We start from the raw sequence: 21661 nt of genomic DNA, 5'->3' as shown, positions 1-21661 counted from the left end.
CATGCCCTCTTAAGACAATTCTTATTGAACTCATGAGGATGAAAGCTATGGCAGCGCTACGGTGAGTTGAACTGGTCGATGACAAACAGCAGAGAGGTTAATCATACGATGCCCATTCTCATCGTTGCGGCAATGGTGGTAGGAACGCTGAGTTTTGACTCAAAGCAAGAGGGCGAGCAGGTCATCGTAATCCCCTGGGTAACGCTACCGGTAGCGTGCCAGTGTGAAGTCAGCATGGAAACCCAACGGCAGGGCGCATCCGGCGTCAGTCGCAGTCGACAAAAAAGTGTGCAGGTTATTCAGGCGCATCGCCCCCAGGCGCTGGCCACGCTGGTTCTGACGCCTGCGCCAGGTGACAATGTGCTGGTGACCGTTCATGTATCAGACGGCCGCGATATTGATCTTACGGAAACCTGGTCGCTTGACCCACAGAAAACTTAACTCCTTCACTCTAAAGTATTTTCCCCCATTGCCGATAGCTTCTCTGTTGGTAACTTCCTTCTGAATTACCAATAGCGGGTCATTTAACTCCTTGAAAATAAATGACGTATTGAACAACACACTATTTAATTTCATCCGTTGCTTGTTGATGCCTTCAAAAATCTCAGGGGCTGCTAGCCTGAGAAGATGAACAGATGACCCATCGTAATCAACAATCAGGGATGAGGCTTTGTGAAGAGGCTTACATGAAAGCAATTCTCGGTAATGCGTTGTTGATACTCTGTCTTACTCCCGCCGTTTGTTTCGACGCGCTGGCTGAATCCGAACGATCAGGCCAGGGGGGCGTTATTCACTTTCGCGGTCAAATTGTGGAAGGAGGCTGCGCGGTGAAGCCATCTACGGATAATGTCAACGTCTCCTGCTACCGCGATGGCAATCATCATCAAAGTACGATTCCCGTTACGTCACTTTCGCATGGAGAAACACAACACCTCAGGGACGCTACGCTCGATATGAAGTGGCTGAATAAACAGAAAACGCTTGCTGTGATAAGCGTGCAGTATCAATAATGGCACCCCCGTAAAGGGTTTCTATTATTTGTCAGCAAGCCCACCACCGCTATTGTCCAAACGGATAACAGGTTTGTGGTCGGCAGGAGGTCAGCATGACAGCACGTATTCAGGTGTTGCAGGGAGATATTACCCAACTTGACGTGGATGTGATCGTCAATGCAGCAAACCCATCGCTGATGGGCGGTGGCGGCGTTGATGGTGCCATTCACCGTGCCGCAGGCCCGGCGTTAGAAGAAGCCTGCGCGGTCGTGCGTCAGCAACAAGGAACGTGCCCGCCGGGTCATGCAGTGATTACTCAGGCGGGTAACCTGAAGGCGAAGGCGGTTATCCATACGGTCGGGCCGGTGTGGAAAGGTGGCGATGCGCATGAAGCCTCGCTGCTGGAGCAGGCTTATCGCAATAGCCTGCAGCTGGCACTGGATAACGGCTATCAAAGCGTTGCGTTTCCAGCGATTTCGACCGGTGTATACGGCTACCCGAAACCCGCCGCCGCAGAAATCGCCTTCCATACAGTTGAGCGTTTTCTGACGTTTCACCGCACGCCGGAGAAAGTCTTGTTTGTCTGTTACGACGAAGAAAATGCGAGGTTGTATCAGCGCTTATTAAGTCAGCAGGGCGACGACGTCGACGCATAAAAAAACGCCTGATACCGCAACGTATCAGGCGTTTTTGTTTGTGCGTTAGCCGCGTGAAGGCTGCGCTTTTTCAACCTTCTGCTGCGGTTTACCTGAGAACAGGAAACGCAGAAGCGGAATACGCAGATGGATCTCGTATAGCACCAGCGCACACCCAATCACAAAGACCAGCCCGGTAATAAAGCCCACGATATTGGAATGAATAGTGGGCGTGATCCACGCGCCATAAAAAAGCGTCAGCGGATGGTGCACCAGGTAGATAAACAGTGAAGCATTGACGAAGTAAGTGACGCGCGCAGACTGGAAATTGAGCAGGCGATGGCCCAGCGAAAACACCACGTTCACCATCCACAGACCCAGCACCATGGTGATCACCGACTCGGTTTCATACATCCACGCATCGCCAGAACCGTACTGTTGATTCAGGCGATAGGCGATGAAACCGGCGATGGCGGCTATCACGCACGGCCAGGAGGCGGTGGTAAACAACGCTTTAACGCGAGGGTGGATAAACGCCAGCGCGCCCAGCACGAAGAAGGGCACATAGAACAGCGTCTGCATCACCACAAAGTTAAACAGGCCATCGCTGAGAAAGGGGGGATAAACGATAAACAGCGTGCGTCTGATTGCGGCATATAGCACGCCCAACAGCAAGAACCATACCGTCAGTTTGCCCATGGTGAGGTTATCTAAACCTCCTGGCGTTTGACGGCGTTTAATGACTTTGAATGCCCAGATGCCAAGTGTGGTCAACACCACAAGAACCAATAAAAACCACAGATGCGACACCAGTTCCCATGCCAGAGTATTATATTTGTCATAGAGCGATAGCGTGTGCCAGCTTTCCGTTTTTCCTTTGACGTGTTGCAGCATCAGAAACTGCGGTAGCGTCAGCAAAGGGATCGCCGTCAACATGGGGATCCCAACGCGCTCAACGCGCACTTTCCACCACTTCTTCAGCGGATAACGCAAAAACAGCATGTAGGAGAAGTAGCCCGAGATAACAAAAAACACCTGCATGCGGAAAGCATGAATAAAATCATTAAATAGCGTGAGCCACCAGGAAGGTTCTGCGCTGTTAACATGCCAGGTGTGGCTGGAGTAAATCAGGGAAATGTGAAAAGGGATACCCAGAAGCATCAGCCATGCGCGGATGGAATCGAGGAAATATTCGCGCTGTGCAGGTACATTATTCATAGAGTTAGCTAAATTCTCAGACTATTCGTCTTATCGCACGCGGCGATAACGTTTACATTCGACGCAACCCTACACGAAGTCCGGGTACCTGTCTCCAGGATAAGCACGCAAAGTGCAAAAAGCAGTTAACGGTTGCTTATTCCCTGAGCCGCTATGCTGAACAATATGGGGATTATGTTGTCGGATTGCTTGAGTTTCCAGTAAAATGGATCGGATCGATTTAAGCACACAAAGGGGGAAGTGCTTAGCTATATGAACAATAAACCACAGATGATGAAAATGCGCTGGATTGGCGCTGCCGTAATGTTGTCCCTGTGTACTTCATCTGCATGGGCGTTTAGCATTGATGACGTTGCAAAGCAGGCGAAATCACTGGCCCGGAAGAGCTATGAAGCGCCGAAAAGCAACCTGCCTTCCGTATTCCGCGAAATGAAATATGCGGACTACCAACAGATTCAGTTCAACCACGATAAGGCCTACTGGAGCAACGTTAAAACCCCATTTAAGCTCGAGTTCTACCACCAGGGTATGTACTTCGACACGCCGGTTACCATTAACGAAGTTACCGCTACGTCCGTACGCAAAATTAAATACAACCCGGACTACTTTAATTTCGGTGATGTACAGCACGATAAAGACACGGTGAAAGACCTTGGCTTTGCTGGTTTTAAAGTGCTTTATCCTATTAACAGCAAAGGCAAAAACGACGAAATCGTCAGTATGCTGGGTGCCAGCTACTTCCGTGTCCTTGGGCAAGGGCAGGTATATGGTTTATCCGCACGTGGTCTCGCTATCGATACTGCTTTACCGTCCGGTGAAGAATTCCCGCGTTTTCGTGAATACTGGATTGAACGTCCGAAAGCGACCGACAAGCGTCTGACCATCTACGCACTGCTGGATTCCCCGCGCGCCACTGGGGCTTACCGCTTTGTCATCATGCCGGGTCGCGACACAGTGGTGGATGTACAAACCAAAATCTACCTGCGTGATAAAGTCGGTAAACTGGGTGTCGCGCCGCTGACCAGTATGTTCCTGTTTGGGCCGAACCAGCCGTCGCAGGTCACTAACTATCGTCCAGAGCTGCATGACTCTAACGGTCTGTCTATTCACGCGGGTAACGGTGAATGGATTTGGCGTCCGCTGAATAACCCGAAACACCTGGCCGTCAGCAGCTATGCGACTGAAAATCCGCAGGGCTTTGGTCTGCTGCAACGTGGCCGTCAGTTCTCCCGCTTTGAAGATCTCGACGATCGTTACGATCTGCGCCCAAGCGCCTGGATCACCCCGAAAGGTGAGTGGGGTAAAGGGACAATCGAACTGGTAGAAATTCCGACCAACGATGAAACCAACGATAACATCGTGGCTTACTGGACACCGGATCAACTCCCGGAAGCCGGTAAAGAGATGAACTACAAATACAGCATCACCTTCAGCCGTGACGAAGATAAACTCCATGCGCCGGATAGCGCGTATGTGGTGCAGACACGTCGTTCTACCGGTGATGTGAAACAGTCCAATCTGATTCGTCAACCGGATGGCACGCTGGCCTTCGTGGTCGATTTCACCGGCGCGGACATGAAAAAACTGCCGCAGGATACGCCTGTAGCTTCACAAGCCAGCATTGGCGACAACGGTGAAATCGTTGAAAACAGCGTACGTTATAATCCGGTCACCAAAGGCTGGCGCTTGACGTTGCGCGTTAAAGTGAAAGATCCGAAGAAAACCACTGAAATGCGCGCGGCGCTGGTTAACGCTGACCAAACGCTGAGTGAAACCTGGAGCTATCAGCTGCCTGCCAATGAATAAGACAACGAAGTACATTGACGCGCTGTCGCTCACGGAGGCGGAAAAATCGGCGCTGCCCGATTCGAGTCTGCGTGCTGTGCACGAAGCGCTGGATACCGAGCATCAAACGTTTGAACGCGATGACGATACCCCGCTCGCATCCGTGAAAGCACGTCTTGAGCAAAACTGGCCAGACTCTCTGGCCGGTGACCAGCTCATCAAAGATGACGAAGGACGTACGCAGCTTCAGGCCATGCCGAAAGCGAAACGTTCTTCCATGTTCCCGGACCCGTGGCGTACCAACCCGATTGGCCGTTTCTGGGATCGCCTGCGCGGTCGTGATGTTACCCCGCGCTATGTGTCTCGTCTGACCAAAGAAGAGCAGGAGCACGAGCAAAAATGGCGAACGACGGGTTCTATCCGCCGTTACATTTTGCTGATCCTGACGCTGGCGCAGACGGTGGTAGCGACCTGGTACATGAAAACCATTCTGCCGTATCAGGGCTGGGCGTTTATTAACCCTGTCGATATGGTTGGCCAGGACCTGTGGGTCTCCTTTATGCAGCTGCTGCCGTATCTGCTGCAAAGTGGCATCCTGGTGCTGTTTGCTGTGCTGTTCTGTTGGGTCTCTGCCGGCTTCTGGACCGCACTGATGGGCTTCCTGCAACTGCTGATTGGCCGGGATAAATACAGTATTTCCGCGTCCACAGTGGGCGATGAACCACTGAACCCGGAACATCGCACCGCGCTTATCATGCCTATCTGTAACGAGGACGTCGATCGCGTCTTCGCGGGCCTGCGTGCGACCTGGGAATCGGTGAAAGCGACCGGTCAGCAGAAACACTTCGATGTGTATATTCTGAGCGACAGCTACAACCCGGATATCTGTGTTGCTGAGCAGAAAGCGTGGATGGAGCTGATTGCCGAAGTGCAGGGCGAAGGGCAGATCTTCTACCGTCGTCGTCGTCGTCGTGTGAAGCGTAAAAGCGGGAACATTGATGACTTCTGCCGCCGCTGGGGGAGCGAGTACAGCTACATGGTGGTGCTGGATGCCGACTCGGTGATGTCCGGTGACTGTCTGACCAACCTCGTGCGCCTGATGGAAGCGAACCCGAATGCCGGGATCATCCAGTCTTCGCCGCGTGCATCGGGTATGGATACGCTGTATGCCCGTTGTCAGCAGTTTGCCACGCGCGTCTACGGCCCGCTGTTCACCGCCGGGTTACACTTCTGGCAGTTGGGTGAATCCCACTACTGGGGGCACAACGCCATCATCCGCGTAAAACCGTTTATCGAGCATTGTGCGCTAGCGCCGCTGCCGGGTGAGGGTAACTTTGCCGGGTCGATTCTGTCGCATGACTTCGTCGAAGCCGCGCTGATGCGTCGGGCAGGGTGGGGCGTCTGGATTGCCTATGACCTGCCGGGCTCCTATGAAGAACTGCCGCCGAACCTGCTTGATGAGCTGAAGCGTGACCGTCGCTGGTGTCAGGGTAACCTGATGAACTTCCGCTTGTTCCTGGTGAAAGGAATGCACCCGGTTCACCGCGCGGTGTTCCTGACCGGCGTGATGTCTTATCTCTCAGCACCGCTGTGGTTCCTGTTCCTGGCGTTGTCAACGGCGCTTCAGGTGGTGCACGCGCTCACTGAGCCGCAGTACTTCCTGCAACCGCGTCAGTTGTTCCCGGTGTGGCCGCAGTGGCGTCCTGAACTGGCGATAGCGCTGTTTGCTTCAACCATGGTGCTGCTGTTCCTGCCGAAACTGCTCAGCATTATTTTGGTGTGGTGTAAGGGGCCGAAAGAGTACGGCGGCTTTATCCGCGTGACGATTTCTCTGCTGCTGGAAGTGCTGTTCTCCGTGCTGCTGGCACCGGTGCGTATGCTGTTCCACACCGTGTTCGTGGTCAGCGCGTTCCTGGGCTGGGAAGTGGTCTGGAATTCGCCGCAGCGCGATGATGACTCCACACCATGGGGTGAAGCGTTTATGCGTCACGGCTCTCAGCTGCTGCTGGGGCTGGTGTGGGCAGTCGGCATGGCATGGTTGGATCTGCGTTTCCTGTTCTGGCTGGCGCCGATTGTCTTCTCGCTCATTCTTTCGCCGTTCGTTTCCGTCATTTCGAGCCGCGCAACGGTAGGTCTGCGGACGAAGCGCTGGAAGCTGTTCCTGATCCCGGAAGAGTATAATACGCCGAAAGTGCTGGCTGATACGGATGCCTACCTGCAACTGAACCGTAATCGCACGCTGGAAAATGGCTTTATGCACGCGGTGTTTAACCCGTCGTATAACGCACTGGCGACAGCGATGGCAACCGCACGTCACCGTGCCAGCCATGTACTGGAGATTGCGCGTGATCGCCACGTTGAGCAGGCGCTGAATGAAACGCCGGACAAACTCAACCGCGACCGTCGTTTAGTGCTGCTGAGTGACCCGGTGACGATGGCACGTCTGCACTACCGTGTATGGGCTGCACCTGAGAAATACACCTCCTGGGTGGACGCGTACTCGAAACTGGCGATTAATCCGCTGGCGATGAAAGCAAAATAAGCCGTAAAAAAGGAAAATACCGGCGTTAAAGCCGGTATTTTTTTGTCTGACGTTGAGGTATTGCATGAAAATCGTACTGGTCATCGCCATGACGCTGTTATTGAGCGGATGCGGCAGCGTTATCAGCCGCACCATTCCGGGCCAGGGCCACGGGAACCAATACTATCCTGGCGTACAGTGGGATCTGCGTGATTCCGCATGGCGCTGGCTGACGATTATTGACCTGCCGTTTTCGCTGATCTTCGATACGTTACTGCTACCTATTGATGCCAGCCACGGCCCCTATGAATAATCAGCGCTCATCCCATTCATCTGCCGCAGCCTGGCCCTCTTCGGTATCCAGCGAGGGTTCGAGCTGAAATTCGCCTTCATCCCATTCATGCAGCGTATTTTCTTCCAGCCACTCCTGGCGTAACTCGATTTCGTCATAATCGCCGTCAAAGACGCTCTGCGCCGCTTCCCCACTCAGTACCGGCAGGCACTCGCCTTCTTCGCTGTCGTCGGCAAAGAATTCTGCCTGCCACATGATGTCGCCGTCCTGCAAAACGTATTTCTGGATATTCAACTGCTGAACATCCGCATCGCTCTCTTCAACGGAGGGGTTATCGGCGAGGAACTCTTCTCGCGCCGCGTCAATAGCTTCTTCAAGCGTGGCATACATAGTCATCTTATTCTCCCTGCGATTTGACGTGGTCTCAGGTGCTGCCCGCTGAGAGGGGCAACATTCCGGGTTATTCAGGAAAAGAATAGCTTAAGATTGGAACGGGCAAGAAAAATTGGCAGAAAATCACCCGACAGTTTTAGCCGGGGCGCGACGGCGCAGGCTAAACCCGGTATAGATCGCATTGCACAACACGACGGCGGCGGTAATGCAGAAAACCGCACGAAAACCATAGCTTGCCGACACCGCCGAGCCAATCAATGGCCCGGTCACGTTACCAATATCGCGAAACGACTGGTTATAGCTAAACACCCGCCCGGCAATCTGGTTGCTGGCGTTATACACCAGCAGCGTTTGCACCGCGGGCAGCAGGGCGCCGTCGGCGGCACCAAGCAGAAAACGCAGGATGCCAAGCTGCAACGGATTTTGTACAAACGACATGGGGATCAACAGCAGCACCGAGAGAATGAGCGCGGCGATAAGGATTTTTTCCGGGCCGATTCTGTCGCCCAGTTTGCCCAGCCTTGGCGCGCTCAACAGGGCGGCGACGCCGGGTACGGAGGCAATCATCCCGCTGATAAAGGCAATGTTGCTGGCGTTGCCGGCGAGATCGCGGACATAAAGCGTCAGAATAGGCGCAATGGAGCCGGTGGCGACCTGAATGATCATGGTGGTGACAAACAGGCTGAGCACCAGTTTGGGATTCTTCAGCGAGCTGATGACCTCGCGGGCGTGCAGCATCTCTTTTTTATTGACCGGCGTGAACTGTTCACGAATCAATAGCAAGGTCAATACAAAGCACAAGAACAGCACCGTGGCCGTAATGAAAAAGACGGGCCGTAAACCATAGTTATCGGCCAGTAAACCGCCCGCCAGCGGCCCGAGGAGGGCACCGCTGACGCCACCCGTTGAGAGTGTTCCCAGCGCCCAGCCGCTTTTATTTCGCGGTACCTGGGTGGCAATCAGCGCATTGGCATTAGGCACAAAACCGCCCAGCACGCCAAGCAGCGCGCGCAGTACTAAAAATTGCCAGATATTCTGCGCCAGACCCATCAGCAGCATGACGATAGCCATTCCCAGGGCCGAGCGAAGCAGCATGATCTTACGGCCTTTGCGATCGGCCAGACCGCCCCAGAACGGCGAAGCAATGGCGGAAAACAGAAACGTGATACTGAAGACAATCCCTGACCACAGGTTAAGTTCGCTATGGCCGGTGACGCCAAGTTGCTCGACGTAGAGAGGGAGAAAAGGCATCACCAGGCTGAATGCCGCGCCGGTCAGGAAGCAGCCAAGCCAGGCGACAGTAAGATTACGTTTCCAGTTTATGGGGGCATCGGCATCAGAAGCAGGCATAAAATTCCAAAAGTGAGCAGAAGGTAGCAGATAATTCAATAAGCCTGCTAATTATGCGCGCGTGTGATTGTTACTGCAAGGCAGGGTATCAGCGCAGCCACGAAGGCTGCGCTAACGTTCAGTAGCGGGAAGGCATTCCTTTTGGGCGGGTCTTGAAGCGGCGATGCAACCACATATACTGCTCCGGGGCCATCATGATGCACTTCTCGACAATCTTGTTCATCCACGCGGCGGTGGTCTCTGCGTCGTCCAGTGGCGGGGTGACTTCCGGCTCAAGGATGATCAGCTCATAACCTTTGCCGTCAGGTTTGCGGCGCGGCACGAAGGGCACAATACTGGCTTTCGACATTCTCGCCAGCATCCATGTACCTGATGTCGTAGCCGCTTGTTCAACGGCAAACAACGGCGCAAAGACGCTGGCGCGCGGGCCGTAGTCGTGGTCCGGCGCATACCAGACGATTTCGCCGTTTTTCAGCGCGCGGATCATGCCTTTCAAATCTTTCCGGTCGATCATCGATTTATTGGAGCGCATTCGCCCCCAGGTTTGCAGTAAATCAATAACCGGATTGTCGTTTGGGCGATAAACGCCAATGCCCGGGTTGAAAAAGCCGAACATTCGCGCACCCATTTCGAGCGTCAGAAAATGAATCCCGATCAGCAAAATGCCGCGTTTCTGTTCCTGCATGGCAGCGATGTGTTCCAGACCGCTGGCATCTGTCCAACGTTCGATGCGGCGATCGGGCCAGAACCATGCCATCCCGGTTTCCATCAGGCCCATGCCGACCGACTCGAAGTTCTTCACCACATGTTGATGACGCTCGGCTTCACTCATTTGCGGAAAACATAATTCGAGATTGCGGTAAGCGATTTTTGAGCGACGCTTCATAAAACGCAGCGCCACGCGGCCAATGGCATTGCCGAGACGATAAATGATCGGGTAGGGCAATTGTACGATCAGCCACAGCAGGCCAATTCCCAGCCAGGTTAGCCAGTAACGAGGATGCAGCAACGCTGCGGTAAATTTGGGTAACTGGGTCATGTCTTTCCTGTTTTATCGAGCCACTTCCGCTATTGTCGCACTATTTTCCCGCCAGCCAAACCTGACCAGAGTACGAGTGTCGATAATTCGTGCAAATGTTTCATACGTTGTTTTGATGGAGAGACAAATGTAGCGCAAAATGTGTGGATGTAAATTATCGATGATTGCTATATCATCCGCCCGTTTTATCAATTTCATTCTTTCTTGCAGGATTAGAGCACCATGCCAGTGTTACATAACCGCATATCGAATGAGACTCTGAAGGCGCAGATGCTCGCTGAAACCGAGCCACGCACGACAATCTCATTCTATAAGTATTTCACCATCGTTAACCCAAAAGCGACCCGTGATGCCCTTTACCTTGCACTTTCCGAACTGAAAGTGTTTGGCCGCATCTATTTAGCTCATGAAGGAATCAACGCCCAAATTAGCGTACCCGCAAGCAATGTCGATGCGCTGCGTGAACTGTTGTACGGTTTTGACCCTGCGCTGAATGGGCTGCGCTTAAACATCGCGCTGGATGACGACGGCAAATCGTTCTGGGTGCTACGCATGAAAGTGCGTGACCGCATTGTGGCGGACGGTATTGATGATCCAACATTTAACGCGAATGATGTCGGCGCTTATTTAAAAGCGGCGGAAGTGAACGCGATGCTGGATGACCCGGATGCGGTGTTCATCGATATGCGCAACCACTATGAATATGAAGTCGGCCATTTCGAACGCGCCATGGAGATCCCGGCAGATACCTTCCGCGATCAGTTACCGAAAGCCGTCGAGATGATGCAGGAGCATAAAGACAAGAAAATTGTTATGTACTGCACCGGCGGGATCCGCTGTGAAAAGGCGAGCGCCTGGATGAAACATAACGGGTTCAGGCAGGTATGGCACATTGAAGGCGGTATTATTGAATATGCCCGTCGCGCGCGTGAGCAAGGGCTACCGGTGCGTTTTATCGGCAAGAACTTTGTTTTTGACGAGCGGATGGGGGAGCGTATTTCCGATGAGGTGATTGCCCACTGCCACCAGTGTGGTGCGCCATGCGACAGTCACACGAACTGCCTGAATGACGGCTGCCATCTGCTGTTTATTCAGTGCCCGACCTGCGCGGAGAAATATGAAGGCTGCTGTAGTGAAGCCTGCCAGGAAGAGCACAAACTGCCGGAAGAGGAGCAGCGTAAACGCCGCGCCGGACGGGAAAATGGCAACAAGATTTTTAATAAATCACGCGGGCGGCTGAATACTAAACTCGGGATCCCTGACCCGCAGTGATCAGGTGAAGAAAATCCAGATAAGGTCGATCACGGCCAGCAACAGGCAGAGCGCGACGTAGATCATAAAGTGTTCGCGCAGATTGTTGACCAGATAGTTATATAGACGCTGCATTGTTGTTCTCTTTAAAGGCACATCATTGTATGTGCCTGCATTTTTCAGGTGGCGCTGCGCTTACCTGACCGACAATTGGCTTCGATTGTAGGACTGATAAGCGCAGCGCCATCAGGCAAACCGCACGGATTAATCGTCAAAACGGGAAAGCGAGAAAGGCGCCAGGTTAAAGGTTTCTGGCTGCGACTGCGCGAATCGCGTGGCGATTTCACCCAGCACGGTGGCGAACTTAAAACCATGACCACTCAATCCGCCAATCAGCAAAGTATTTGGCTGACCGGGCAGTGTATCAATAATAAAATCTTCATCCGCTGTGTTGTCATAGGTACAAGCCGCGCCGTGTAAACAGCCGCCAATACCGGGCAGAATATTGCGCAGGAAGCTGAAAGCCTCAGAGCCATCGGTCGCCACGGTTCCGAACGGTTTGCGTCCTTGTGGTGTATTGATGAGCTGGCCGCCATTATGTTTGCCGATTTTAAGTTCATTCTCAACCGCCGGGAAACCATAGAACTGATCGCCATTCGGTAGTTCACCCGTAAACGCCGGGAAATTATTTTTACGGCTGTAGCGCCCATCGGCCTGGAACCAGGCAAACACTTTACGAACCGGTTGGATTGGCAATTGCGGGTAAAGCTGTTTAGCCCATGTACCGGCGCTGAGCAGCAATTTCTTCCCCTCAAAACGGCCTTCTGACGTTTCGATCGCCACACCGTCAGCGTGATGTTCAATCGCGGTTACCGGGCAATTGAAGAGCTGTGCGCAACCTGCGTCCTTTGCCAGTGCGATCAGCGTTTTTACTGCCAGCTCGCTTTTTAGCACGCCGGAGGCTGGCTCAAAAATGGCCTGGTAATTATCGGGCACCTGAATTTCCGGCCAACGCGCCATCACGCCTGTGGCATCCAGTCGCTCGACATCAAGGCCAAATTTTTCCGCACTCTGCGCCACGGTGGCCAGAAAGGTTGAATCTGCCGGGCCAAGGTTTACCACGCCGCTGCGTTCAAACAGTTCTTCACCGCTGGTGGCGGCAAGCGTGTCCCACAATTGCTGCGCGCGCAGCACCAGCGGGACATATTTTTCGCCTTCACCATACGCGTGGCGAATCAGGCGCGTATCACCGTGGTGGCTGCCTTCGGTATGAGGCGGCATGTGGGCGTCGGTCATCAGGACATTAAGGCCCGCTTTACGAGCGTAGTATCCGGCAGCCGCCCCGACGGAGCCACTGCCGACAATGATTAGGTCATATTGCATAGCGCTTCCTGGAATTGTTGTTTGATAAGTCGCATCAGCATGATGTGTATAGCAGGGTAATTAACAAGGAGGATGGATACAAGTCTGAAAATAAAGAAGGCACCCGAAGGTGCCTGTTGATAATTATTCGTATCAGCGCTAATGCCTGCGATACTCATTCGCCTGGTAATCGCCGGATTCAATTTTGGCGATCCCCGCCTCTAATATTGAAATAAATTGACGAGCGACATCGGTAGTCAACCAAAGCGTTTGACCTATTTCAGCTTCTTTATTGCTCGATTCATTGGGGTCTTGGTAGTGCAGGCGCAACATCAGCGCATCGTAGCTATCAACGGTGCTGATGTCCCATCCGACGAGAGGATGGGTCTGGATGACTTCATTATTCTTTTCCATCATAACCCCTTATATCTTTGTTAAAAGGCAACAACTCTCGAGGTTCAATGCAGGTTTTTTTCGAAGCTTTTTCAGTATACCAACAACTTACTTAATATTCGAGATTTTAAATAAAATGCAACACAAATTCCTAAAGCACGCGTTTTGTTGCGCAATAAATCACCATTATGGCTGAGATTTTATTAATGGAATCAGAATAAGGCCAAAAGAAGCGGGGCGGGAAGAAATAAAAAAGCCGGGGCGACCCGGCAAAGAACACAATGAGGGAGCAAATTAATCGGTTATATCCGTCATACTTCAGGTTGCAGATGCGTGGGCGGCGTTCATTCACCCCAGTCACTTACTTGAGTAAGCGCATGGGGAGTCTCTGACTTACCGCCTTCCTGCAACTCGAATTATTTAGGGTATGAACCAGTCATCCGCGCTTTCCCAGGTCTCCTGGAGAATTTCGCTGATCCGGTCTTTGTCTTCTTTTATGCCACCGATAACCGAAAGATTATTTGCCGATGCGTAGCGTACCGACACGGTGCCGCTGCTATCCGGAAACTGATTGTTAATTCGTCGGGAGAGTTCACCCGCCAGAGCGTCAAGCGCGCCAGCGGGGAGGGTTGTGGTTTTAGCAATAGTCACTTCAATGCGCATGGTTGCCCCCTGTATGTGTACTGTATATTTATACAGTTAAAACAAAAAACTTACAACAGGGAGCGGGCGATTTATTTTTTTACCGTCCAGCGCACGGTTTCACCCGCGAGGAAGGGAATCAGGGTGTCGTCAGAAAGGGCAATGCTCTCAACCACCTGGCTTTCTTCACGTACCAGCTCAACGGTCGATTCATTCACCGGCAGGCCATAGAAACGAGGGCCGTTTAGCGAGGTGAAGGCTTCGAAGTGCTGTAGCGCATTCATCTCTTCAAAAACGGTGGCATAGCTGCCAAGCGCGGTAGGGGCGTTAAAGCAGCCCGCGCAGCCGCAACTCGCTTCTTTGCGATGACGCGCATGCGGCGCGGAGTCCGTTCCGAGGAACGCGCGCTCGAAGCCGCTGGCGACCAGTTCGCGCAGCGCCTGCTGATGAATATTGCGCTTGAGGATAGGCAGGCAGTAAAGATGCGGTCGCACGCCGCCAACCAGCATGTGGTTGCGGTTAAACATCAGATGCTGCGGGGTAATTGTTGCAGCCAGCAGTTCATTACCGTCACGGACATAATCTGCAGCGTCTTTGGTGGTGATATGTTCGAACACCACTTTTAGCCCCGGCAAACGCTGACGCAACGGCTCCATAACCGTTTCGATAAAGCGCGCTTCGCGGTCAAAGATATCGATGTCCGCGTGAGTGACTTCACCGTGAACCAGCAGGGGCATCCCGAGTTTTTCCATCCGTTCCAGCACCGGCATAATGGCATCGATACTGGTGACGCCGTGGCTGGAGTTGGTGGTTGCGTTTGCCGGATACAGTTTGGCCGCCGTGAATACGCCTTCCTGAAAACCGCGTTCCACTTCGTTCGGATCGAGGGAGTCGGTGAGGTAACAGGTCATCAGCGGGGTGAAATCGTGGCCAGCCGGAACGGCATCCAGAATGCGCTGGCGGTAGCTGATAGCCGCTTCCACGGTAGTAATAGGCGGCACCAGATTTGGCATGATGATCGCACGACCATAGAGCTCGCTGGTATAAGGCACGACGGTCTTCAGCATCTCGCCATCACGCAGATGGATATGCCAGTCGTCTGGGCGGCGAATTTTCAGAACTTGCGGTAATGCGGTCATGTGTGTGCTCCGGCCTGGTGGGAAATCAGTCATTAGGGCTGTTTTTTGCCGGGCACTAAGGATAAACGTAAACGTTTTCCTTTGCACTCCTTTCTGTAAAAAAAGACGCCCGTCGATTGTTTTCGTCGGGCGTCTTTTTTACGCTGCTAAATCGTTAATCAGTAAACGGGATAATAATTTGCCCTGGTTTTACCTCAATGCCTTTGGCGTATTTTTTGGCCAGCGCTTCACCTTTGCTGGCATCTTCTTTCAGCACGTAAGCCGGTTGCTGATTAAAGTAATTGCGCAGTGACTGGTTCAGATAAGGCACCAACGTTTGTACCACCGATTGCATTTTCTCCGGCGTCACTTTGGCATCAACCACTTCCATCTCTTGCAGGAAAATGGCGCCTTTCTCTTTGTTGAAGACCGGCAACGCTTTCAGTTTCAGGTCAATGGTCGCTTTCTGACTGCCAAACAGCGAGTTTAAATCCAGTTTAGCGTCACCGGTAAGGGTAACTTTATTCGGCTCTTCACGGCCAATGGCGCTGGTAAGATTATTCAGCACGATGTGCGCGTCGGCCACGCCGGGCAGGCCAATATCTTTCGAGAAATTATTGTGCTTTTGCAGCGCCTGATTAATTTCCTGTTCACTCACTGTGTATTGCGTCAGTTGATTACAACCCGCCACCAGGCCGCCAACGATCAGTGCGGCAATGACAAAAAATTTCTTCATGAAGTTCCTCAATATGATGCTGTGCTGTAATCCTGTCCACAGGCAGCTTGCGCTTTCAGTCGTGATTATGACAGCGGAAAAGACTGAAAGTGCCATCTCTTCTTTCTTAGGATGAGATTCTACTGATGGCCTGCGTAATTTGCAGGCCAAAAATTATGCGTAATAAAAGGGTTAAAGGCGGGGTTCAAGCATGCGCGAGGTCGCGCGTTTAGGACTGAATTGCCACCATAAGGCAACGAACGTGATGATGCCGATAAGCCCTAACATCGCCCACGGCAACTCAGGCTGGTTCAGCGCTTTCCCGCTGTCGAACAGCCAGCCGCCACCGGTGTAGCCGAGTGCGCCGCCAAAGGCCAGACCCAGGCGGCTAAAGCCCATGTAGCTGCCGCGCGCGCGAGCATTGGCCAAATGTGCGCTCAGCGTTTCACGCGCCGGTTCCGCAATGATCGAACCGATGTAGAACGTACAAATTAATGTGAACAGCTGTTGTAGTGAGGTTGCCAGACCAATCGGCAAAAGGGAAAGCGTCATGATCAATAGCCCTCCCATTAAACGCTGCTCAAGGCGAAAGCGTTTTTCGCTCCAGCGTGCAATGGGGTAGAGCAGCGTCAAGGACAGCGCCGCCTCAATGGCGTACATCCATTTCACGGCAGAAGGCGAGCCCGCGATATCGTTCACCATGATCGGCAGCATTAGCATTACCTGCACCGCCAGCATGTAGTAACCGGTGAGGGTTAACACGTAGGTGACAAAGCGCTTGTCACGCAGCACCTGTGCAAGCCCTTCGCGTACCGGTGTTCTTACGGTCGAGAGCTTCCACGCCGGGAGGTAGCAGGCGTTAAAGATAGCGCACAGGATAAACAGTACTGCACCCGCGCTACACACCAGGCGGAAGTCATATTGCAGAAGCCAGCTGCCCATCAGCGCACCGATGACTGCGCCAGCGCTGTCCTGCATCATCAATAGTGAGAAAAAACGGCCCCGATGCGCCGGGCGCACCAGTTTCACCACCAGCGCGGAACGCGGTGGATCAAACAGTGTACCGCCGAGCCCGGAGAGTAAGCAGGAGAGCCACAATACCCACGGTTCGTGCGCGACCGCCATAATTGCAAACCCGCCCGCGCGCATCAGCATGCCGGTCACAATCATCGGTTTGGCGCCGAAGCGGTCTGCAATCGCGCCGCCAAAAATACCCAGACCTTGTTGTATTAACTGGCGCAGACCGAGCGCAATCCCGACCATTAATGCCGCCCAGCCCATCTGATCGACAAAACGAATGGAGATCAGCGGAAAGACGACAAAAAAGCCCAGCACAACCAGCATGTTATCGACTAAGAGGAAGTATTTACCCAGGCTCCTTGCCTGCGATACGCGGGACATTTCCCCTCCAGGGGAATAAAAAGAGATGAACATCTCCATTCTGCCGGGTCGCTTCACCTTTTCCCATATTGCCAGCGACAATATTTTTTTATCAAAATGCTGCTTTGATTGAGCTTGTTTATCGAAATCGCGATCGGGGTATGAAAAAAGGTATGTTGCTGTTTTCACAGACCCCCTGCAGACAGGTATAGTGAGTTAACCCGGGTTATTATTCAGGTACAGGAGTAAGAGATGTTTGGCTATCGCAGTAACGTACCGAAAGTGCGTTTGACAACCGATCGTCTGGTTGTGCGTCTGGTCCATGACCGTGATGCATGGCGTCTTGCCGATTATTACGCAGAAAACAGGCAGTTTTTGAAACCCTGGGAGCCCATCCGTGACGATAGCCACTGTTATCCTTCCGGCTGGCAGGCTCGCTTGTCGATGATTAATGAATTTCACAAGCAGGGAAGCGCGTACTATTTTGCGCTGCTCGACCCGGAAGAGAAAGAAATCATTGGCGTCGCCAATTTCTCTAACGTAGTGCGCGGATCGTTCCACGCCTGCTATCTCGGTTACTCGATTGGGCAAAAATGGCAGGGACAGGGGTTAATGTTCGAAGCGCTGACCAGCGCTATCCGCTATATGCAACGTACCCAACATATTCACCGTATTATGGCTAACTATATGCCGCATAATCAGCGCAGCGGCGATTTACTGGCGCGGCTGGGGTTTGAAAAAGAGGGGTATGCGAAAAACTATTTGCTGATCGACGGCGAATGGCGAGACCATGTTTTAACTGCCCTCACCACACAAGAATGGACTGCTGGTCGCTAAGGAGAAGAGATGAAATACGAGTTAACCCCCCTGGAAGCACGCGTGATTGGCTGTCTGCTGGAAAAGCAGGTCACCACACCCGAGCAGTATCCGCTGTCGATTAACGGCGTGGTGACGGCCTGTAACCAGAAAACCAACCGCGAACCGGTGATGGCCCTCAGCGAGTCCGACGTGCAGGAGTTGCTCGATACGTTGGTTAAACGTCACTATCTGCGTACGGTCAGCGGTTTTGGCAATCGCGTGACCAAATATGAACAACGCTTCTGTAATTCTGAGTTTGGCGATTTAAAACTCTCCAGCGCCGAAGTGGCCATTATCACCACGCTGCTCCTGCGAGGCGCGCAAACACCGGGTGAATTGCGTGGCCGCGCGCAGCGCATGCATGAATTTAGCAACATGGCAGAGGTGGAAGCCACGCTTGAACGGCTGGCAACGCGCGAAGATGGCCCGTTTGTAATGCGTCTGCCGCGCGAGCCGGGCAAGCGTGAGAGCCGCTACACGCATCTTTTCAGCGGTGAGATGGAAGTGCTGGCCCAGATTGCTGATGACGTTGCCCCGGCGGATGACGATCTCCACGCGCGCGTTGAAGCACTGGAAGGCGAAGTCGCGGAGCTGAAACAGCGCCTGGACTCCCTGCTGGCGCATCTCGGAGAATAACGATGGCAAAATTACGCGTAGGCGTGGTGGGGCTCGGCGGGATCGCGCAGAAGGCGTGGCTCCCGGTACTCAGCGCCGCCACCGACTGGACATTGCAGGCGGCCTGGTCACCCGGTAAAGAGAAGGCGCTGAAGATTTGCGAAACCTACCGCATGCCGTATGCGGATTCATTGGCTTCGCTGGCGGCGCAGTGCGATGCGGTGTTTGTCCACAGCGCAACGGCGTCGCACTATTCGGTGGTCAGCGAATTGCTGAATGCGGGCGTTCACGTCTGTGTCGATAAACCGCTGGCGGAGAAACTGAGCGATGCCGAGCGTCTGGTTGAACTGGCTACACGCAAAAAATTAACGCTGATGGTCGGCTTTAATCGCCGTTTTGCGCCGCTGTACCGCGAGCTAAAAAGCAATCTCACGCACGCCGCGTCGCTGCGGATGGATAAACACCGCACTGACAGCGTCGGCCCGCATGACCTGCACTTCACCCTGCTGGATGATTATCTGCATGTGGTCGATACCGCGCTGTGGCTGGCGGGCGGTAATGCGCCCTTAAGCAGCGGCACGCTACAAACCACAGACGATGGTGAGATGCTCTACGTAGAGCATCACTTCAGCCATCCTACGTTTAGCGTCACGACCAGCATGCATCGCCGCGCCGGTAGTCAGCGCGAGTGGGTGCAGGCGGTGACGGACGGCGCGCTGTATGACATCACCGATATGCGTGAATGGCGGGAAGAGCGGGGCGCAGGCATCGTCACACGCCCCATACCCGGCTGGCAGACTACGCTTGAGCAGCGCGGATTTGTCGGCTGTGCGCGACACTTTATTGAATGCGTGCAAAATCAGACGGTTCCGGAAACGGCAGGCGACCAGGCGCTGATGGCGCAACGTATCGTAGACGCGCTGTGGCGCGAAGCCGTTGATGAATAACCTGCTGTAACATCTGGCAGTAGCAATTCATCCCGAACCCGGTAGACTAACGCCTCTTCAGGCTCCTGCCTGTAAACCGCAGCCCGGCAATCGCGCCGGGCTGTTGCAGGCATTTTGCTTCCGGTTGTGGAATAACACGTTAATGAATCTTTTAAAATCGCTGGCGGCTGTCAGCTCGATGACCATGTTTTCGCGCGTTCTGGGTTTTGCACGTGATGCCATTGTGGCAAGGGTATTTGGCGCGGGAATGGCAACCGATGCTTTCTTTGTGGCGTTCAAACTGCCTAACCTGCTGCGTCGTATTTTTGCCGAAGGCGCATTTTCGCAGGCTTTTGTTCCGATTCTCGCAGAATATAAGAGCAAACAAGGCGAAGACGCGACCCGCGTATTTGTCTCGTATGTTTCCGGTTTATTGACGCTGGCGCTAGCGCTGGTGACGGTCATTGGCATGCTGGCGGCACCGTGGGTAATCACCATTACCGCGCCGGGTTTTGCCGATACCGCAGACAAATTTAACCTTACCTCGCAGCTACTGCGCATCACCTTCCCCTATATTTTGCTGATTTCACTCGCCTCGCTGGTGGGGGCTATCCTCAACACCTGGAACCGCTTCTCGGTGCCTGCGTTTGCGCCGACGCTGCTCAACGTCAGCATGATTGGCTTTGCGCTGTTTGCAGCACCCTATTTCAATCCCCCGGTGCTGGCGCTGGCGTGGGCGGTGACCGTTGGCGGCGTGCTTCAGTTGGCTTACCAACTGCCACATCTGAAGAAAATCGGCATGCTGGTGCTGCCGCGCATCAATTTAAAAGATGCGGGCGCGATGCGCGTAGTGAAGCAAATGGGGCCGGCTATCCTGGGCGTCTCCGTCAGCCAGATTTCGCTAATTATCAACACTATTTTTGCCTCTTTCCTGGTGTCTGGCTCGGTTTCGTGGATGTACTACGCTGACCGTCTGATGGAGTTTCCGTCCGGCGTGCTGGGCGTGGCGCTGGGGACGATTCTTCTGCCGTCGCTGTCGAAAAGCTTTGCCAGCGGTAATCATGATGAGTATTGCCGTCTGATGGACTGGGGGCTGCGTCTGTGCTTCCTGCTGGCGCTGCCGAGCGCCGTGGCGTTGGGCATTCTGGCGAAACCGCTGACGGTTTCCCTGTTCCAGTACGGTAAATTCACCGCGTTTGATGCGGCGATGACGCAGCGTGCGCTGGTGGCCTATTCCGTCGGCCTGATGGGGCTTATCGTGGTGAAAGTGCTGGCTCCGGGATTCTATTCGCGTCAGGACATCAAAACACCGGTGAAAATCGCCATTGTGACGCTGATTATGACGCAGTTGATGAACCTCGCGTTTATCGGCCCGCTGAAGCATGCAGGTCTGTCGCTGTCGATTGGTCTCGCGGCCTGCCTGAACGCCAGCCTGCTCTACTGGCAGTTGCGTAAGCAGAAAATTTTCACCCCGCAGCCGGGCTGGAGCAAATTCCTCGTGCGTCTGATTGTCGCGGTGCTGGTGATGGCCGCTGCCCTGCTGGGGATGATGCACGTCATGCCAGAGTGGTCGCAGGGGACGATGCCGATGCGCCTGTTGCGCCTGATGGCCGTGGTTGTCGTCGGGATTATTGCCTACTTCGCCACGCTTGCGGTATTGGGTTTCAAAGTCAAAGAGTTCGCGCGCCGGACGGCGTAAAATGATGCGGCGGCGGGAGCGTAATTTTTCCCGCCGTCCTGATTGCGGTTAGACGGTGAATTTCTTGCCGCTACGCGGTTGTCCCGCCGTTTGCCCATCCTTGCCATACAATCCCGTCTCCTGATAAGGCTTCAGCACCTCCAGCGCCTGCTGGTTACGCGTTATTTGTCCTTCCAGCAACCAGCCATTGTGCTGATTAAGGTCTCGCAATTGCTGCGTTTTCTGCGTAATGTTCAGCCAGCGCGAAGCCACGTCATCATCATTGGCGCAACGTTGCGCTTCCTGCTCCACGCGACGTTGTTGTTCAAGATAATCGAGTGCCGCCAGCAGCGAGCTTTTATCTTCGGTTATGCGCTGCAGCAGGCTTCCGTTCACACTTCCGGCGGAAAGCTGCTGTTGTTCGGCATCCATCACCTCTTTTAGCGAGTTCAGGATAGCGGTCATTTGATCCAAAATATCGGGCAGACGACTCATGCG

Annotated in this window: 23 protein-coding genes; 11 read left to right on the top strand and 12 right to left on the bottom strand. The window is 53.6% G+C overall.

Annotated features, from left to right (window positions below):
* The first annotated feature begins 108 nt into the window (after positions 1-108).
* The 3 genes from csgC (at position 109) to ymdB (ending at position 1648) form a co-directional block, all read left to right on the top strand.
* Positions 109-441 (top strand): curli assembly chaperone CsgC, encoded by a 333-nt coding sequence (csgC, locus tag ACOXYR_RS12300; RefSeq protein WP_421355242.1) that lies wholly within the window; start codon positions 109-111, stop codon positions 439-441.
* Positions 442-635: 194 nt separating this feature from the next.
* A complete protein-coding gene (locus ACOXYR_RS12295) occupies positions 636-1010 on the top strand; it encodes a fimbrial protein (protein WP_113858582.1) in 375 nt (124 codons plus the stop codon).
* A 95-nt stretch (positions 1011-1105) separates the two neighbouring features.
* A complete protein-coding gene (gene ymdB, locus ACOXYR_RS12290) occupies positions 1106-1648 on the top strand; it encodes an O-acetyl-ADP-ribose deacetylase (RefSeq protein ID WP_113858583.1) in 543 nt (180 codons plus the stop codon).
* Between the two features lie 45 nt (positions 1649-1693).
* Here the strand turns inward: ymdB and mdoC are convergent, their stop codons facing one another.
* Positions 1694-2845, bottom strand: coding sequence for a glucans biosynthesis protein MdoC (gene mdoC, locus ACOXYR_RS12285; protein ID WP_421355241.1), 1152 nt, complete (start codon positions 2843-2845; stop codon positions 1694-1696).
* A 252-nt stretch (positions 2846-3097) separates the two neighbouring features.
* Between mdoC and mdoG the strand changes: the two genes are divergently transcribed.
* The 3 genes from mdoG to ACOXYR_RS12270 all read left to right on the top strand — a co-directional run bounded on the left by mdoG (position 3098) and on the right by ACOXYR_RS12270 (position 7464).
* Entirely contained in the window at positions 3098-4651 is a 1554-nt protein-coding gene (gene mdoG, locus ACOXYR_RS12280; protein WP_421355240.1) for a glucans biosynthesis protein MdoG, read from the top strand.
* Positions 4644-7172: a glucans biosynthesis glucosyltransferase MdoH gene (gene mdoH, locus ACOXYR_RS12275; RefSeq protein WP_108475768.1), complete on the top strand. Its 2529-nt coding sequence runs from the start codon at positions 4644-4646 to the stop codon at positions 7170-7172. The genes mdoG and mdoH overlap by 8 nt, the downstream gene beginning before the upstream one ends.
* A 64-nt stretch (positions 7173-7236) precedes the next feature.
* The gene (locus ACOXYR_RS12270) at positions 7237-7464 is read left to right on the top strand and encodes a YceK/YidQ family lipoprotein (RefSeq protein WP_108475767.1); all 228 of its coding nucleotides are present in this window, start codon (positions 7237-7239) and stop codon (positions 7462-7464) included.
* Here the strand turns inward: ACOXYR_RS12270 and ACOXYR_RS12265 are convergent, their stop codons facing one another.
* The 3 genes from ACOXYR_RS12265 to ACOXYR_RS12255 form a co-directional block, all read right to left on the bottom strand.
* Positions 7465-7839 (bottom strand): MysB family protein, encoded by a 375-nt coding sequence (locus tag ACOXYR_RS12265; protein ID WP_015964894.1) that lies wholly within the window; start codon positions 7837-7839, stop codon positions 7465-7467.
* 120 nt (positions 7840-7959) lie between these two features.
* The gene (gene mdtG, locus ACOXYR_RS12260; protein WP_108475766.1) at positions 7960-9186 is read right to left on the bottom strand and encodes a multidrug efflux MFS transporter MdtG; all 1227 of its coding nucleotides are present in this window, start codon (positions 9184-9186) and stop codon (positions 7960-7962) included.
* A gap of 118 nt (positions 9187-9304) precedes the next feature.
* Entirely contained in the window at positions 9305-10225 is a 921-nt protein-coding gene (locus tag ACOXYR_RS12255) for a Kdo(2)-lipid IV(A) acyltransferase (protein ID WP_108475765.1), read from the bottom strand.
* A gap of 222 nt (positions 10226-10447) precedes the next feature.
* Between ACOXYR_RS12255 and trhO the strand changes: the two genes are divergently transcribed.
* Positions 10448-11497, top strand: a complete 1050-nt coding sequence (gene trhO, locus ACOXYR_RS12250) for an oxygen-dependent tRNA uridine(34) hydroxylase TrhO (protein ID WP_108475764.1) — start codon at positions 10448-10450, stop codon at positions 11495-11497.
* Here the strand turns inward: trhO and ACOXYR_RS12245 are convergent, their stop codons facing one another.
* From ACOXYR_RS12245 to mdtH, 7 genes are all read right to left on the bottom strand, one after another.
* A complete protein-coding gene (locus ACOXYR_RS12245) occupies positions 11498-11611 on the bottom strand; it encodes a DUF2770 family protein (protein ID WP_108475763.1) in 114 nt (37 codons plus the stop codon).
* Between the two features lie 129 nt (positions 11612-11740).
* A complete protein-coding gene (gene solA / locus ACOXYR_RS12240; protein WP_421355239.1) occupies positions 11741-12859 on the bottom strand; it encodes an N-methyl-L-tryptophan oxidase in 1119 nt (372 codons plus the stop codon).
* Positions 12860-12997: 138 nt separating this feature from the next.
* Complete coding sequence (bssS, locus tag ACOXYR_RS12235) at positions 12998-13252, bottom strand: biofilm formation regulator BssS (RefSeq protein ID WP_350436047.1); 255 nt, start codon at positions 13250-13252, stop codon at positions 12998-13000.
* Between the two features lie 399 nt (positions 13253-13651).
* The gene (gene dinI, locus ACOXYR_RS12230; RefSeq protein ID WP_421355238.1) at positions 13652-13894 is read right to left on the bottom strand and encodes a DNA damage-inducible protein I; all 243 of its coding nucleotides are present in this window, start codon (positions 13892-13894) and stop codon (positions 13652-13654) included.
* A 71-nt stretch (positions 13895-13965) separates the two neighbouring features.
* On the bottom strand, positions 13966-15012 hold the full coding sequence (gene pyrC, locus ACOXYR_RS12225; protein ID WP_350436037.1) for a dihydroorotase: 1047 nt from the start codon (positions 15010-15012) through the stop codon (positions 13966-13968).
* 154 nt (positions 15013-15166) lie between these two features.
* Positions 15167-15727 carry a lipoprotein gene (locus tag ACOXYR_RS12220; RefSeq protein WP_149464674.1) on the bottom strand — a complete coding sequence of 187 codons (561 nt, stop codon included), beginning with the start codon at positions 15725-15727 and terminating at the stop codon, positions 15167-15169.
* A gap of 171 nt (positions 15728-15898) precedes the next feature.
* Entirely contained in the window at positions 15899-17107 is a 1209-nt protein-coding gene (gene mdtH, locus ACOXYR_RS12215; RefSeq protein ID WP_189623309.1) for a multidrug efflux MFS transporter MdtH, read from the bottom strand.
* A gap of 231 nt (positions 17108-17338) precedes the next feature.
* On the opposite strand from mdtH, the gene rimJ reads away from it, so the two are divergent.
* The 4 genes from rimJ (at position 17339) to murJ (ending at position 21184) form a co-directional block, all read left to right on the top strand.
* Entirely contained in the window at positions 17339-17923 is a 585-nt protein-coding gene (rimJ, locus tag ACOXYR_RS12210) for a ribosomal protein S5-alanine N-acetyltransferase (protein ID WP_108475757.1), read from the top strand.
* 9 nt (positions 17924-17932) lie between these two features.
* Entirely contained in the window at positions 17933-18580 is a 648-nt protein-coding gene (locus ACOXYR_RS12205; protein WP_421355237.1) for a YceH family protein, read from the top strand.
* Between the two features lie 2 nt (positions 18581-18582).
* Positions 18583-19506 carry a Gfo/Idh/MocA family protein gene (locus ACOXYR_RS12200; RefSeq protein ID WP_421355236.1) on the top strand — a complete coding sequence of 308 codons (924 nt, stop codon included), beginning with the start codon at positions 18583-18585 and terminating at the stop codon, positions 19504-19506.
* 142 nt (positions 19507-19648) lie between these two features.
* Positions 19649-21184, top strand: coding sequence for a murein biosynthesis integral membrane protein MurJ (gene murJ, locus ACOXYR_RS12195; RefSeq protein ID WP_189623307.1), 1536 nt, complete (start codon positions 19649-19651; stop codon positions 21182-21184).
* Between the two features lie 48 nt (positions 21185-21232).
* Here murJ and flgN read toward each other — a convergent pair whose 3' ends face one another.
* Entirely contained in the window at positions 21233-21658 is a 426-nt protein-coding gene (gene flgN, locus ACOXYR_RS12190) for a flagella biosynthesis chaperone FlgN (protein ID WP_113858594.1), read from the bottom strand.
* Between the last annotated feature and the right edge of the window lie 3 nt (positions 21659-21661).

The sequence above is a fragment of the Pseudocitrobacter faecalis genome (assembly GCF_965231525.1).
In the GTDB taxonomy this organism is placed as follows: domain Bacteria; phylum Pseudomonadota; class Gammaproteobacteria; order Enterobacterales; family Enterobacteriaceae; genus Pseudocitrobacter; species Pseudocitrobacter faecalis.
This window is presented reverse-complemented; position numbering and strand designations above follow the sequence as displayed.